General features: G+C 62.1%; 13 protein-coding genes. 10 read left to right on the forward strand and 3 right to left on the reverse strand.

The features are described from left to right. Window positions 1-43: 43 nt before the first annotated feature. The gene (locus SA190iCDA_RS17110; RefSeq protein ID WP_083329821.1) at window positions 44-1,117 is read right to left on the reverse strand and encodes a 4-oxalomesaconate tautomerase; all 1,074 of its coding nucleotides are present in this window, start codon (window positions 1,115-1,117) and stop codon (window positions 44-46) included. A gap of 391 nt (window positions 1,118-1,508) precedes the next feature. Continuing rightward, entirely contained in the window at window positions 1,509-2,429 is a 921-nt protein-coding gene (locus SA190iCDA_RS17115; RefSeq protein ID WP_070886564.1) for a LysR family transcriptional regulator, read from the reverse strand. 212 nt (window positions 2,430-2,641) lie between these two features. Between SA190iCDA_RS17115 and SA190iCDA_RS17120 the strand changes: the two genes are divergently transcribed. The 10 genes from SA190iCDA_RS17120 to rfbC all read left to right on the forward strand — a co-directional run bounded on the left by SA190iCDA_RS17120 (window position 2,642) and on the right by rfbC (window position 13,200). Beyond that, entirely contained in the window at window positions 2,642-3,727 is a 1,086-nt protein-coding gene (locus tag SA190iCDA_RS17120; protein ID WP_070886565.1) for a 4-oxalomesaconate tautomerase, read from the forward strand. Between the two features lie 36 nt (window positions 3,728-3,763). Next, on the forward strand, window positions 3,764-5,026 hold the full coding sequence (locus SA190iCDA_RS17125) for an OprD family porin (RefSeq protein WP_070886566.1): 1,263 nt from the start codon (window positions 3,764-3,766) through the stop codon (window positions 5,024-5,026). Window positions 5,027-5,070: 44 nt separating this feature from the next. Beyond that, window positions 5,071-6,051 carry a Bug family tripartite tricarboxylate transporter substrate binding protein gene (locus SA190iCDA_RS17130; RefSeq protein ID WP_070886567.1) on the forward strand — a complete coding sequence of 327 codons (981 nt, stop codon included), beginning with the start codon at window positions 5,071-5,073 and terminating at the stop codon, window positions 6,049-6,051. Between the two features lie 45 nt (window positions 6,052-6,096). Next, entirely contained in the window at window positions 6,097-6,552 is a 456-nt protein-coding gene (locus SA190iCDA_RS17135) for a tripartite tricarboxylate transporter TctB family protein (protein ID WP_070886568.1), read from the forward strand. Between the two features lie 3 nt (window positions 6,553-6,555). Beyond that, a complete protein-coding gene (locus tag SA190iCDA_RS17140) occupies window positions 6,556-8,067 on the forward strand; it encodes a tripartite tricarboxylate transporter permease (protein ID WP_236100876.1) in 1,512 nt (503 codons plus the stop codon). Window positions 8,068-8,119: 52 nt separating this feature from the next. Beyond that, window positions 8,120-9,094 (forward strand): D-2-hydroxyacid dehydrogenase family protein, encoded by a 975-nt coding sequence (locus SA190iCDA_RS17145; RefSeq protein WP_070885274.1) that lies wholly within the window; start codon window positions 8,120-8,122, stop codon window positions 9,092-9,094. 289 nt (window positions 9,095-9,383) lie between these two features. Next, the gene (locus SA190iCDA_RS17150; RefSeq protein ID WP_070885276.1) at window positions 9,384-10,430 is read left to right on the forward strand and encodes an NAD-dependent epimerase/dehydratase family protein; all 1,047 of its coding nucleotides are present in this window, start codon (window positions 9,384-9,386) and stop codon (window positions 10,428-10,430) included. 73 nt (window positions 10,431-10,503) lie between these two features. Then, a complete protein-coding gene (gene rfbF, locus SA190iCDA_RS17155) occupies window positions 10,504-11,280 on the forward strand; it encodes a glucose-1-phosphate cytidylyltransferase (protein WP_070885277.1) in 777 nt (258 codons plus the stop codon). A 13-nt stretch (window positions 11,281-11,293) separates the two neighbouring features. Then, a complete protein-coding gene (locus SA190iCDA_RS17160) occupies window positions 11,294-12,655 on the forward strand; it encodes an NAD(P)H-dependent oxidoreductase (RefSeq protein ID WP_070885278.1) in 1,362 nt (453 codons plus the stop codon). Beyond that, on the forward strand, window positions 12,652-13,200 hold the full coding sequence (gene rfbC, locus SA190iCDA_RS17165) for a dTDP-4-dehydrorhamnose 3,5-epimerase (RefSeq protein ID WP_070885279.1): 549 nt from the start codon (window positions 12,652-12,654) through the stop codon (window positions 13,198-13,200). Before SA190iCDA_RS17160 ends, rfbC begins: the two co-directional genes overlap by 4 nt. Here rfbC and SA190iCDA_RS17170 read toward each other — a convergent pair. Continuing rightward, entirely contained in the window at window positions 13,192-14,235 is a 1,044-nt protein-coding gene (locus SA190iCDA_RS17170; RefSeq protein ID WP_070885280.1) for a glycosyltransferase family 2 protein, read from the reverse strand. The two genes, rfbC and SA190iCDA_RS17170, sit on opposite strands and share 9 nt — an antisense overlap. Window positions 14,236-14,425 lie beyond the last annotated feature (190 nt).

Consider the following 14,425-nt stretch of genomic DNA (forward strand, 5'->3'; position numbering starts at 1 on the left):
TAGAAATTGTTCGGATGCGCAAATTTTCGTGCCGGCCGGCGGTTCAGCCGGCCAGACGTTGCCCTTCCGGGGCGTGTACCTCTCCGGTAAACAGCCGCCGAGCGGTGCGCACCACGGAGGCGCGAATTGTCTGGCCGCTGTACGCCAAGGCGACTTCGATAGACCCGCTCGGGTGCTCGATGCGTACGTGATCCAGGCGCTCTGCGTTGTCATCAAGCCCGAGCATGTCGGCCGCCACGGTGTGCGGGCTGACGCAGGCAGTCGCCAGGCCGATCGAACCGGTGATTGCCAGTGCACGGTGACAGGCGTGAGGCATGAAATACCGTACCTGGATGGTGCCGCCCGAGGAGGCAGGCGCCAGCAGGACCGGCTTGGGAATGACTTTTTCGCTGACGTCGCCCAGGCCCATGGCCAGGCCCGCCTGCAGGCGGATCGACTCGAGGCGGGCGAGAAACGCCTTGTCGGCATCCAGTTCGGCGGGCGACTCGCGACCGCTCTTGCCAAGACTTGCCGCGTCGATCAGCACCATCGGCATGGCCATGTCGATGCAGGTGGTTTGCACGCCGTCGAACCGGTCGCGGGTGTTGCCTGTAGGGAACAGCTTGCCGGTCTTGCTGCCGGCAGCATCCAGAAAGGTCAGCTCGATGGGCGCGGCAACACCTGGCACACCATCGATACGGGTATTGCCCGCATAGGTAACCACGCCGCCAGGGGTCTGCACTTTCGAGCAGACGAAGGTGCCGGTGTTGAGGTTGCGAATACGCACTTCGGTGGTCGCGGGGCCGGCCTTGACCAGCCCCTGCTCGATGGCGAAGGGGCCAACGGCACACAGCATGTTGCCGCAGTTCGGCGCAGTATCCACGCGACGCTGGGAAACCATGACCTGCACGAAGAGGTAATCGACATCCGCATCCGGGTGGCTGGACGCACTGACGATGGCGACCTTGCTGGTCTGCGGGCTACCACCCCCGATACCGTCGATTTCGAGCTCGTGCCCTGCCCCCATGACCGACAGCAGCACTTCGTTTCGCTCGTCAATCGAATCAGGCAAATCGCTGGCCAGGAAAACCGGCCCTTTGGAGGTACCTCCGCGCATGAGCACACAGGGAATACGCATGACTTCTTCTCTTTCACTGATCAATCAGACCGATTGATGCCTTGAGCAAAAGAGTCACACGCACTGACAATTCCATCAAATGCAAATATTTCAGAATTTAATGCATAAAACGCATTAAATAAATTTCGGTCGCGTACACTACTCGCGGGCATTGGCTAACCGATCGAGTGGTCATAAGCAGCGAATGGTACTCAACAAAGTGTCATATACGCCCAATTCTGATGAGTAATCGTATAGGGAGAAGGTGCACAATTGCGCGCCGGCAGCCTGAAGCTTGCTTGCACTCTCCAGCGGAGTTTCGCGATGAATCGGCGAAATTCCGCTTGGAGCAAGGCCGTCATTAGCTGGGCAAATGTTAGAAACGGGTGCGCAGATCTGTAGCTATTCCACCCTACGCCTGCTTGTCCGTCCCCAGGGCGGTATAGCCGGGCCACTGCTTGAGCAGGGTCTCGACGAACTGTTCGGCGGCAGGCGACAGCGACGAGCCATGACGCCGCACCAGACCCAGGGTACGGCTGATAACAGGATCGACCAGCGGGCGCTGCACCAGTATCGGGTGATCCTCGGCCGGCATCGCCAGGCTCGGCATGGCAGCAATCCCCAGGCCCGCCTCGACCATGCCCAATGATGTGGACAGGTGCTGCACCTCGTAGAACCAGCTGGGCCGCCAATCGAGGTGCGCCAAGCCGTGGTCGAGCAGCACCCGGTTGCCGCTCAGCCGGCCAACGCCGATCAACCGGTAATCGCTCAACTCACGCCAGGCCACCTGGGGCTGCTCGGCCAGTGGATGGTCACGTCGGCAGGCCAGCACAAAGGGCTCGTTGACCAGCGGCGTGAAGTCGATCTCGGCGTGCTGCCCGCTGAGCATGTTGATGCCGAAATCCGCCTCGCCGCGCAGCACCGCTTCCAGCCCCTCGTGGGCGCTAAGGTCAAGAATGCGGATACGGATCTTCGGGTACTGACGATTGAAATCGCGAATCACCGTCGGCAGGAAATAGAACGCTGCGGTGGGAATGCACGCCAGCGTCACCTGCCCGGACTGGCGCTCGGCCAGCTCGCGAATGCCAAGGATGGAGCGCTCGAAATCATCGAGCAGGCGCCGCGCCTTGGGCAGGAAATCGCGACCGACAGCGGTAAGGCTGACCCGCCGGGTGGTGCGGTCCAGCAGTTGGGTGCCCAAGCCCTCCTCCAGCTTCTGCATGCGTCGGGTAAGGGCCGGTTGCGAGAGATGAATGGCGTTGGCGGCTTCGTGAAAATTGCCGAACTCGGCGATCTTGACGAAGGCGCGCAGGTCCTGAAGCTCGTAATTCATGCAAAAAACCTATCAATCGATATTTTTATTTTCCAGCGCAGATTAGTGCATTAAACCGCATCTGGCGATCTACGCCCAACTCGAAACCTGCCCGCACGCATTAATGCACAAAATACATTAATAACCAAAATATATGCAATTTACAAAACAAACGTGGCTAACCACCATTCAAACAAGGCAACAATAAGAAAATTTATTGCACTGGAGACATCATGCAAGCCATTCCCTGCGTGTTGATGCGCGGCGGCACCTCTCGCGGCCCGTTCTTTCTGGCCAATCACCTGCCCGCCGATGTCGCCCTGCGCGACGAGTTGCTCCTCAACCTGATGGGTTCCGGTCATGAATTGGAAATCGACGGTATCGGTGGCGGCAGCCCCCAGACCAGCAAGGTGGCGATCGTCAGCACCTCCGATCACCCCGATGCCGATGTCGACTACCTGTTCGTGCAGGTCATGGTCAACCAGCGGCGCGTCGACACGGCGCCCAATTGCGGCAACATGCTCTGCGCGGTGGGCCCTTTCGCCATCGAGCATGGCCTGGTCAAGGTCAGCACGCCGGTTACCCGGGTGCGTATCCGCAACCTCAACACCAACACCCTGGTCGACTCGGAAGTGCAGACGCCCAAGGGCAAGGTGCGCTACGAAGGTGACACCTGCATCGACGGCGTACCTGGCAGCGCCGCGCCGATCAAGCTGACGTTTCTCGATGCCGCCGGTGCCAAGACCGGCCAGTTGCTGCCCACCGGCACGGTGCGCGACCATTTTGACGGCGTAGACGCGACCTGCATCGACATGGCCATGCCCATGGTGCTGGTGCAGGCCGAAGCGCTGGGCAAGACCGGCTACGAAACCCCGGCCGAGCTAGATGCCGACACGGCTCTGCTCGAACGCCTGGAGCGCATTCGCCTGCAGGCTGGCGCCGCCATGGGCCTGGGCGATGTCAGCCAGATGGTCATCCCCAAGCCGGTGCTGCTCGCCCCGCCGCGTGAGGGCGGCACGTTGTCGACCCGTTACTTCATGCCGCACACCTGTCATCGCTCGATCGCTGCCACCGGCGCCATCGGCCTGGCCAGCGCCTGCGCCCTGCCCGGCAGCGTGGCGTTCGACATCGCCCCCATCACCGGCGCGGCACTGGTACGCCTGGAACATCCGGGGGGCGAGATCGAAGTGTCCCTGGCACCCGGTGAAGACGCCCAACCACACAGCATGCAGGCCTCACTGATTCGCACCGCACGCCGCCTGTTCGCCGGCGACGTGTACGTGCCGCAGGCCTTGAGAGGCACGCCCCGCAAGAACTGACGCCAACCGACACTGCACCCCCACGAGTAAATAATAATGACAAGAAAGCACCTGTTTCATGCCTCCGTTGCCCCTGCTGCGGTACTGGCCGGCCTGCCGCTGGCCGTCGGCACCGCGCTGGCCGACGGCTTCATCGAAGACAGCAAGGCCAGCCTGGAGCTGCGTAACTTCTACCTCAACCGTGACTTTCGTGACGGCCCCGGGCAGAACAAGCGCGAAGAATGGGCCCAGGGCTTCATTTTCAACATGGAGTCCGGCTACACCACCGGCACGGTCGGTTTCGGTATCGACGCGCTAGCCATGCTCGGCGTCAAACTCGACTCATCGCCGGACCGCTCCGGTACCGCACTGCTGCCGCGCGACAGCAAACAGCGCCCCGAAGACGACTACAGCAAGCTTGGCCTGACTGCCAAGGTGCGCTTCAGCGAAAGCGTGCTGAAGGCTGGCACCCTGCTGCCGAAGATGCCAACCCTGCAGTTCAGCAACAGCCGCCTGCTGCCCCAGACCTTCGAGGGCTGGCAGCTGCAGAGCAAGGACATCGAGCGCCTGACCGCTTCCATCGGGCAGATTTCCCGCGTGGTACAGCGCGATGTGTCGGGCTCCGAGAAGCTGGCCCTGAACAACAAGAACGGCCGCTTCGGCGGCAGCCCCAGCAGCGACCACCTGCGTTTCGGCAGCCTCGATTACGCCCTGGCCCCCAACACCCAGCTCAGTTACCACCACGGCGAGCTCACCGATATCTATCGCCAGCACTTCCTCGGCCTGCAGCACACCCTGCCCCTCGGCCCGGGCAAGTTGAAAAGCGACCTGCGCTATTTCAACAACAGCGAAAGCGGCCAGGCCCGAGCCGGCAATATCGACAACCAGGTGTACAACGCCATGTTCACCTACAGCCTGGCGGGCCATGCACTGGGCCTGGCCTACCAGCAAATGCGCGGTGACGAAGGCTTCACCTATGTCGACGGCGCCACGCCGTACCTGACCAACTTCCTGCAGATCAACGACTTCGCTGGGCCGGACGAACGCTCCTGGCAGCTGCGCTACGACTACGACTTCAGCAAGGTGGGCATCCCCGGCCTGACCTTCATGACCCGTTACGTGCGCGGCAGCGGTATCGACCTGGCCAACGGCGCCACCGGCGCCGAGTGGGAACGCAATACCGACCTGGCCTACGCATTCAGCCAGGGTCCGTTGAAGAACCTTACGGTTACTTGGCGCAATGCGGCCTACAGCGCCAACTTCACCCGTGGGGTCGATGAGAACCGCCTGATTCTGAGCTACGCCCTGCCGATCTGGTGATACGGCGAACCACCTGCAAATAACTCCAATACAGGTAAACAGCGATGAAAAATCTCAAGCACCGCCTTCTTCTGCCCCTTGCCGGCGCCCTGCTGATGACCAGCCTGCAGACCAACGCAGCGCAGCCCAATCGCCCCGAGTGCATCGCCCCGAGCAAACCAGGTGGCGGCTTCGACCTGACCTGCAAGCTGGCCCAGGCCGGTTTGAAGGACAACGACATTCTCAAGTCGCCGATGCGCGTGACCTACATGCCAGGCGGCATCGGCGCCGTGGCCTACAACGCAATCGTCGCCAACCGCCGCAATGATCCCGGCACCCTGGTGGCCTTCTCCGGCGCCTCGCTGCTGAACCTGGCACTCGGCAAATACGGCCGCTTCGACGAGAACGAAGTGCAGTGGCTGACCACCATCGGTACTGACTATGGCACCCTGGCGGTGCGCGATGACTCGCCATACAAAACCCTCGACGATGTCGTCAAAGCACTGAAGAAAGATCCGAAAAGCGTGGTCGTCGGTGGCGGCGGCAGCATCGGTGGCCAGGGCTGGATGAAGATCGCCCTGCTCGCCAAGGCAGCGGGCATCGACCCGAGCGAACTGCGCTACGCCGCATTCGAAGGTGGCTCCGAGCACTACATGGCACTGATGGGCAAGCACGTCGACCTGGTCACCGGCAGCGCCAGCGAAATCGCTTCGCAGCAAGGCAACAACATCCGCACCCTGGCGGTATTCAGCGAAGAGCGCCTGCCGGGCGACCTGGCCTCCATCCCCACCGCTCGCGAGCAGGGATACGAGATCCAGTGGCCGCTGATCCGTGGCTACTTCCTCGGCCCGGATGTACCCGAGGAGCAGGTGCAGTGGTGGCGCGAGGCGTTTACCAAGCTGGAATCCTCGCCAGAGTTCGAGCGCTACATGGTCGACCGTGACGTATTGCCGCTGTACGTAAGCGGGCCGCAATTGCAGGCGCTGGTGAAAAAGCAGGTCGCCGAGTACCGCGAACTGGGCCGCGAGTTCGGTCTGGTCGAATAAATCCCTTCCGGGAGAGCCGCTCGGCTCTCCTCACGGAGCACTCCCATGCAAGACCGTATTTTTGCGGGCGTCAGCCTGCTGCTTTGTCTCGGCCTGTCGATGGCGGCCTGGAGCTACCATGCGCCGTTCTCGTACGAGCCTGTAGGGCCGCGGGCCTTTCCCCTGCTGCTGTTGCTGATGATCGCCCTGGGCGCCATCTACCTGCTGTTCAAACCGTCACGGGCCAGTATCGAGGGTGCCGAGCCCGCGCTGGATCGCCACGTGATTCGCAAGATCGTGCTGTGCATCGTCGCCCTGCTGATCTACTCCGCGCTATTCGAACTGGCCGGCTTCATCATCGCCAGCACCCTTTTCGCCATCGCCATGGCGCGCCTGTACGAAGGCACCTGGAAAGCCAGCCTGACCTCCGGCGTGCTGCTTGCGGTGGGCCTGTACCTGCTGTTCGACAAGATCCTCGACGTCCCGCTGCCGCTCGGCATTCTTTCCAGCCTGGAGATCTGATCCGTGGATACTTTTAGCTACCTGGGCCAGGGCTTCGGCGTCGCCCTGAGCCCCTACAACCTGTTCACCGCCCTGTGCGGCACCCTGATCGGCACCGTCGTCGGCCTGCTGCCGGGCCTGGGCCCGATCAATGGCGTGGCGCTGCTGATTCCAATCGCCTTCGCCCTCGGCCTGCCACCGGAAACCGCGCTGATCCTGCTCGCGGCGGTCTACCTGGGCTGCGAATACGGCGGTCGTATTTCCTCGATCCTGCTGAACATCCCAGGCGAGGCCTCGGCGGTGATGACTACCCTGGACGGCTATCCGCTGGCCCGCCAGGGCAAGGCTGGCGTGGCGCTGTCGATCTCCGCCTGGAGCTCGTTCGTCGGTGGCCTGATGGCGACCTGTGGCGTGGTGATCTTCGCCCCGCTGCTCGCCAAGTGGGCAGTGGCCTTCGGCCCGGCCGAATACTTCGTGCTGATGGTCTTCGCCATCGTCTGCCTGGCGGGCATGGCCGGCAACAAACCCATGAAGACCGCCATCGCGGCCTGTATCGGCTTGTTCCTGTCGTGCGTCGGTATCGACTCCAACAGCGGCGTGTACCGCTTCACCTTCGGCAGCCTGGGCCTGGCCGACGGCATTCAGTTCGTGGTGCTGGTGCTGGGTCTGTTTTCGGTCAGCGAGATCCTCGTGCTGCTCGAGCGCACCCACCATGGTCAGAAGGCCATCGACGCCAGTGGCCGCATGCTGTTCAACGTCAAGGAAGGCATGTCGGTACTCGCCACCAACCTGCGCAGCGGTGCCACCGGCTTCTTTATGGGTGTTCTGCCAGGCGCCGGCGCAACCCTGGCCAGCGCCGTGTCGTACATGGCCGAGAAACGCCTGGCGGTGAAGGACAACAAGTTCGGTGACGGCGACCTGCGCGGCCTGGCGGCGCCGGAAACGGCGAACAGCGCCGCGGCCTGCGGCTCGATGGTACCGATGCTGACCCTCGGCGTTCCCGGCTCGGGCACCACCGCGGTGATGCTCGGCGCCCTGACGCTGTACAACATTACCCCGGGCCCGCTGCTGTTCCGCGACCAACCGGATATCGTCTGGGGTCTGATCGCCTCGCTGTTCGTGGCCAACATCATGTTGATCATCATCAACGTGCCGATGATCAAGGTGTTCACCAAGATCCTGGCCGTGCCGTATTGGGCCCTGGTGCCGGCCATTGCCATCATCACCTCGATAGGCGTCTATGCGGTGCATGCCACCGCGTTCGACCTGTACCTGATGATCGGCATCGGCGTCGCAGGCTACATCCTGCGCAAGATGGACTTTCCGCTGTCGGCGGTGCTGCTGGGATTCATTCTCGGCGGCATGATGGAGCAGAACCTGCGCCGCGCCCTGTCCATCTCCAACGGCGACCTGAGTATCCTGTGGAGCAGCTCGATCAGCCTGGCCGTATGGGCGCTGGTGGCTATGATGATAGCCTTGCCCATCTGGCGTATCTGGCGCGCTCGCCATAAGGCAGCGGCACCAAGCGCCAGCTGATACTTCACCCAATCAGGCTCCCCAGGGAGCCTGACGCGTTTTCGGAGCCGCCATGCATATCGTCGTTCCCGATGACTACCAAGACGTCATTCGCAGCCTCGCCTGCTTCGCCACCCTGGCCGGTCATCAGGTCAGCCTCCATCACGACGCCGTGGACGATGTCGAGGTGCTCGCCGAGCGCTTTGCCGACGCGGACGCTCTGGTGTTGACCCGCGAACGCACCCGTATAGATGAAGCGCTGCTGGCCCGCCTGCCGAACCTCAAGCTGATCAGCCAGACCGGCAAGGTGTCCAGCCACCTGGATGTCGAGGCCTGTACTCGTCATGGCGTGGCGGTGATGGAGGGCCGTGGCTCGCCGATTGCGCCAGCCGAACTGACCTGGGCGCTGATTCTCAATGCCCGCCGTCAGCTGTTCCCGGCCATGCAGGCGATGTACGCCGGGCAGTGGCAGGTCAACCTCGGTCAGCGCCTGGCCGGACAGACACTGGGCATCTGGGGCTACGGCAAGATCGGCCAGCGCCTGGCCCGTTACGCCCAGGCCTTCGAGATGCCGGTGCTGGTATGGGGCAGCGAGGCGTCGCGTCAGGCAGCCATGGCCGACGGCCACCAGGCCGCCGAATCACGAGAAGCGTTCTTTTCCCAGGCCGACGTGGTCAGTCTGCATCTGCGTCTCGCCGAAAGCACCCGCCACTTGGTGACCGTCAAAGATCTGACACAGATGAAACCCTCGGCCCTGCTGGTCAATACCAGCCGCGCCGAGTTGATTGCCCCGGGCGCCTTGCTCGACGCCCTCAACAAGGGCAGGCCGGGCTTCGCAGCGCTTGATGTATTCGAACAAGAGCCGCTGGTCGACCCCCATCACGCCCTCTTGCAGCACCCAGCCGTGCTCTGTACGCCCCACCTTGGCTATGTGGAGCGGGAGGGGTACGAGCTGTATTTCGGTGATGCCTTCGCCAACGTGCGGTCCTTTTTCAACGGTGACCCCTGCGTACTGGCCAATCCCGAGGTGCGTCCAACGCTCCCATAGCGCTTAAATGTAAATTCTGTGAAGGCCCGCACAAAGCCCCTCCGCAGCCTCTGAACCCTTGAAGCCCAGCCTTTTCAAGGGCTCCAGGGCTTCTATCCAGCCCATGGCGCCGCTGACGGATATAGACGAAAATCCAATAAAATCAAAAGAATACGTAAATACTATAATAATCAACAGGTTAAGATCACTAAACCATTCATCAGATAAATTAAGCATTTTTCTGTCGCGGTAATACTATCTGGCCATCTATTGAACGCCGGCCCACTCCTGGACGGCGCGAGGATGGCATATGAAGATTCTCGTTCTGGGCAACATGGGCTATGTCGGCCCTGCAGTAATTCGCGAGCTAACCGCTCGCCACCCCTCTGCGAACGTGCACGGCTTTGACAACGCCTACTTCGCACATTGCCTCACCAACGCCCATACCCTGCCGGAACAGCGGCTGACGCAGCAGTTCTTTGGTGACGTGCGCGACCTCACGGAGCAGGCATTGGACGGCTACGACGCCGTGGTGCAACTGGCAGCGGTGTCCAATGATCCCATGGGCGACCGCTTCGCCGGGGTGACCGCGGCAATCAACCAGGACGCCACCATCCGCATTGCCCGGGCTGCCGCGCGCGCCGGTGTGCGCAATTTCGTCTTCGCTTCCAGCTGCAGTGTTTATGGTGTTGCCGAAGGCGGGCCGCGCACGGAAAACGATCCGGTGGCGCCGATGACTGCCTACGCGCGCTCGAAGATCGGCAGCGAGGATGCCCTCGCGGACATCGACGGCGACATGGTGATTACCAGCCTGCGCTTCGCCACGGCCTGCGGGATGTCCGACCGCCTGCGCCTGGATCTGGTGCTCAACGACTTTGTTGCTGGCGCGCTCAGCGAAGGCCGCATCACGGTGCTCAGCGACGGTTCGCCCTGGCGGCCGCTAATCGATGTCGCGGACATGGCCCGCGCCATCGACTGGGCCATCCAGCGCAGCGCCGACAATGGAGGGCGCATCCTGCGCGTGAACACCGGCAGCAACGAGCGCAACCATCAGGTCCGCGACCTGGCCGCTGCGGTGGCCGCCGCCCTGCCTGGCACCGAGGTGAGCATCAACACGGCCGCACCGGTGGACAGCCGCTCCTACCAGGTCGACTTCAGTCTGTTCGCCCGTCTCGCCCCAGAGCACCAACCGCAAATGACCCTGACCAAGTCGATCAGTCAACTGATCGCTGGACTCAAGGGCATGAATTTCGCCGATAGCCAGTTTCGCGCCTCGCCCCTGATGCGGCTTCGTGTGCTGCAAAGCCATATCGACAGCGGCCGCCTATCCGAGGATCTGCGCTGGTATTCCCATTAGGGAGCACACCGTATTGGGGGTCCTTCGGACCCATCGCGATTTCAGCGCCAATCATCGAGAGAGCAATGACATCATGAAAGTAGCGATCTTTGCAGGTGGCTTCGGCACCCGGCTGAGCGAGGAAACAACGGTGCGCCCCAAGCCGATGGTTGAGATTGGTGGACGGCCGATCATCTGGCACATCATGAAGATGTACGCTCACCACGGCTTCAACGATTTCGTGGTACTGGGCGGCTACAAGGTCGACTACATCCGCGACTACTTCCTCAACTACCGCGCCCAACGAACCGACTACACCATCGATCTGAAGACCGGCAGCATCGACTGGCTGGAGAGCGTCAGCGAGGACTGGCGCGTCACCGTGCTCGACACCGGTGCCGACTCGATGACCGGCGGGCGTCTCAAGCGCGCGATGCGCCTGCTCAGTGATGGCCCCTTTTGCCTGACCTACGGCGACGGTGTCAGCGACGTCAACATCCGCCAACTGGTCGAGGTGCACCAGGCCTCGAAACGTTGGTGCACCCTGACCGCCGTCACTCAGCCGGGGCGCTACGGCGCGTTGCGGCTCAACGAAGACCTCAGTCGGGTAGAGGCCTTTCGCGAGAAAGGCGCGGCCGATGGCGGCCTGATCAATGGCGGCTTCTTCGTGTGCCAGCCGGAGGTTTTCGAGCTGATCGACGGCGACCAGACCACCTGGGAAAACGAACCCATGGATCGCCTGGTCGAACTCGACATGCTCGGCAGCTATCACCATGACGGCTATTGGCAGAGCATGGATTCGCTGCGCGACAAGATCACCCTGGAAAGCGCCTGGGCCAGCGGCGCACCATGGAAACAGTGGAAAGACTGAAGGAGCCGCACCGATGATCATCGTTGACAGCGCCCTGGCCAAACGCGAGGCCGAGGGCCGCCCCATTCGTGTGGGTATGATTGGCGCAGGCTTCCAGGGTAGCGGCATTGCCCTGCAGATACTCACCGCCACCCCCGGCATGCGCCTGTGCGCCGTGGCCAATCGCAACATCGGTAGCGCCGTGGGGGTGTATGACCAGGCCGGCATCGAGCCGCTGCGCTGCGACACCCAGGCCGAACTGGAACATGCCATCGCCAGGGGCACGCCGGCAGTCACCGAAAATGCCCAGGCTCTGGCGCGCGCCGAGGGCCTGGATGCGATCATCGAAGTGACCGGCTCCATCGAGTACGCCGCCCATGCCGTGTTGGCCGCCCTGCAAGCCGGCAAGCACGTGGTGCAGATGAATGCCGAGCTCGATGGCACCATCGGCCCGATCCTCAAGCACAAGGCCGATCAAGCCGGGGTCATCTACACCTTCTCGGATGGCGATCAGCCGGGCGTGCAGATGAACCTCTACCGGTTTGTCGCGGGGCTGGGCGTAAAACCCGTGCTGTGCGGCAACATCAAGGGTTTGCATGACCCCTATCGCAACCCGACCACACAGCAGGAGTTCGCCCGCCGCTGGGGCCAGAAGCCGGCAATGGTCGCCTCGTTCGCCGATGGCACCAAGATTTCCTTCGAGCAGGCCATCGTCGCCAACGCCACCGGCATGCGTGTCGCTCGCCGCGGCATGCTCGGCCCGGACTTTTCCGGCGGCAACCCGGGAGCGCCGCTGGTACCCATCGAGGACACCCTGGCAGCATTCGAGCCGCACCTCGATGCCCATGAGCCGGGCTTGGTCGACTACGTGGTAGGCGCCCGCCCCGGTCCCGGGGTGTTCGTCATCGGCACGTTGCAGAACCCGAGACAGCGCCATTATCTGGAGCTTTACAAGCTCGGCAAGGGGCCCTATTACAGCTTCTACACGCCCTATCACCTGTGCCACTTCGAAGTGCCCAACTCGGTGGCGCGTGCCGTGCTGTTCGGCGACCCCGTGCTGACACCCAGTGGGGCCCCGAGCGTAGGCGTGATCGCAGTGGCCAAGAAAGACCTGGCCCCGGGCGATAGCATCGCGGATTTTGGCGGTTACGAAGCCTATGGTGTTGCCGAGAACATGACGGCCATCCGTGCCGAGAACCTGCTGCCCATCGGACTGGCGCTCGGCTGCAGGCTCAAACGTGCGGTGGCCAAGGACACGGCGCTGACTTTCGATGATGTGCAGTTCCCAGCAGGGCGCCTTGTCGATCAACTCTACGCGGAGCAGGAAAGCCTGTTCGCTGGCGATTCCGCCAGTACGCCGCGCGTTCCCACGACCATCGACCAGGAGCACCCATGATTTTCCACCCTACCACGCTCAACGACGCCTGGCTGATCGAGCTCGAACTGCGCGGTGACGAACGCGGTTACTTCGCGCGCACCTTCTGCGCCGAAGAATTTGAACGCCATGGCCTGATCAACCGGTTCGTGCAGCAGAACACCTCCCGCTCGCAGCGCCGCGGCACGCTGCGCGGTCTGCACTACCAGATGCAACCTTATGGTGAAGCCAAGCTGGTGCGCTGCACCCGTGGCGCCATCCTCGACGTGATCGTGGATTTGCGCGAAGACTCCTCCACCTACCTGCAGCACCAGGCGTTCGAGTTGACGGCCGATAATCATCGCCAACTGTATGTGCCGCCGGGTTTTGCGCACTCCTTCCAGACCCTGAGCGACGATGTGGAGGTCAGCTATCTGGTGTCCACGCCCTATACACCGAGCGCAGAGCGCGGCCTGCGCTACAACGACGCACGTCTGGGGATCGACTGGCCGCTCGCCGTGACGACATTGTCGGAAAAGGATGCGGCCTGGCCTCTGATAACCGACCGCACCGGGAAGCTATATTGAGCGGACCATCATTTCCGGCTGCAACAAGCTGGAAACCGGCTGCAAATCCTCGGCGGGTGCAGGTGCGGTCAGCTCGAAGCCAGGTTGCACCGCCTGCCGTACCTGCACGCGAAGCGTTTCCAGTGGCGCATCTGCCGGTTCAACCCGTGGCGCGAACGCCAGTGCTTCCAACAACCCGGCAAGAATCACGCGGGCTTTGTAGAACTCGCCTGCAAACAGCAGCTTGCCTATGCCCCACAGGCGATATGCGAGGATTTTCAGTAACCGACGGCGGCTCGCGTATCGGCGGGTGATGAACAACTCGTTGCGGACGAAGTGCCGGTGATAGCGGATCCTGGCCGGGCTCTTTTCGGTACGGATATTGATTGCCCCCCCGCCCTCCTGGCGCAAGTGCAGCACCTTGCTGGCGCCTACCAGGTAGCCAGGGGCATCACGAGTTACCCGCAGCGTAAACTCGGTGTCCTCGCCCCAGATGAACATCGAGCTAATCGGCACGCCATGCTCGGTCAATGTCACCCTCGGCACCAGGATGGACACGAAGGTCGCGCGTGATACCGGCATCACCCCGAGTTCCACAGTGGCTGGCCAGCACTCATAGTCGATGCGGTTGCGCCGCTGGTCCAGGGCGGGTGAGTTGTTGACCAATCCATCCTGGGTATAGGCGCCGGACAGCAGGAAGCTGCGTTTGATGTCGCGTGCCGCAAGCAGTTCGTCGGCCTCGACCAATCGTTGCAGCGCATCCGGACTGGGAATCACGTCGTCGTCCATCATCCAGATGAAATCGGCGCCGCGTTGATAGGCAATGCGAAACCCCGCGTTGAACCCGCCTGAAGCTCCGACGTTCTGCGAAAGCACATAGAGCTCGAGATGGGGCAAGGCCAGATCCAGCACCATCTGTTCGCTGCCGTCGGAACTGGCGTTATCAATAACGATGATGCCGTCGCAGGGTCTGGTTTGGGTAGACACCGCCTCCAGGCATCGCTTGAGCAGATCCTTGCGGTTATAGGTCAGAACCACTGCATATATATGCGACATGACAGGTCATCCTAATCACAATTGATATCTCTTAGCCACCACGGCCCTTCTTTTTTAGCGCTAGATTGCCTAAAGAAGATATGCCATCGCCTAATCGGTTCAAACGAACCGATTACATGCCCGACAAACCGCCGCCTCTACAAAAAACAGGCGCCATAAAAATGCTTACAATTCAGCGGGGAACTTTCCG

Source organism: Pseudomonas argentinensis (genome assembly GCF_001839655.2).
GTDB lineage: Bacteria > Pseudomonadota > Gammaproteobacteria > Pseudomonadales > Pseudomonadaceae > Aquipseudomonas > Aquipseudomonas argentinensis_B.

What these genes read in the sequence shown, in the direction of transcription:
- SA190iCDA_RS17170 (WP_070885280.1), bottom strand. Translation starts at nt 14,235, where the DNA reads ATGTCGCATATATATGCAGTGGTTCTGACCTATAACCGCAAGGATCTG.
- SA190iCDA_RS17135 (WP_070886568.1), top strand. Translation starts at nt 6,097, where the DNA reads ATGCAAGACCGTATTTTTGCGGGCGTCAGCCTGCTGCTTTGTCTCGGC.
- SA190iCDA_RS17125 (WP_070886566.1), top strand. Translation starts at nt 3,764, where the DNA reads ATGACAAGAAAGCACCTGTTTCATGCCTCCGTTGCCCCTGCTGCGGTA.
- rfbF (WP_070885277.1), top strand. Translation starts at nt 10,504, where the DNA reads ATGAAAGTAGCGATCTTTGCAGGTGGCTTCGGCACCCGGCTGAGCGAG.
- SA190iCDA_RS17150 (WP_070885276.1), top strand. Translation starts at nt 9,384, where the DNA reads ATGAAGATTCTCGTTCTGGGCAACATGGGCTATGTCGGCCCTGCAGTA.
- SA190iCDA_RS17110 (WP_083329821.1), bottom strand. Translation starts at nt 1,117, where the DNA reads ATGCGTATTCCCTGTGTGCTCATGCGCGGAGGTACCTCCAAAGGGCCG.
- SA190iCDA_RS17115 (WP_070886564.1), bottom strand. Translation starts at nt 2,429, where the DNA reads ATGAATTACGAGCTTCAGGACCTGCGCGCCTTCGTCAAGATCGCCGAG.
- SA190iCDA_RS17130 (WP_070886567.1), top strand. Translation starts at nt 5,071, where the DNA reads ATGAAAAATCTCAAGCACCGCCTTCTTCTGCCCCTTGCCGGCGCCCTG.
- SA190iCDA_RS17145 (WP_070885274.1), top strand. Translation starts at nt 8,120, where the DNA reads ATGCATATCGTCGTTCCCGATGACTACCAAGACGTCATTCGCAGCCTC.
- rfbC (WP_070885279.1), top strand. Translation starts at nt 12,652, where the DNA reads ATGATTTTCCACCCTACCACGCTCAACGACGCCTGGCTGATCGAGCTC.
- SA190iCDA_RS17120 (WP_070886565.1), top strand. Translation starts at nt 2,642, where the DNA reads ATGCAAGCCATTCCCTGCGTGTTGATGCGCGGCGGCACCTCTCGCGGC.
- SA190iCDA_RS17160 (WP_070885278.1), top strand. Translation starts at nt 11,294, where the DNA reads ATGATCATCGTTGACAGCGCCCTGGCCAAACGCGAGGCCGAGGGCCGC.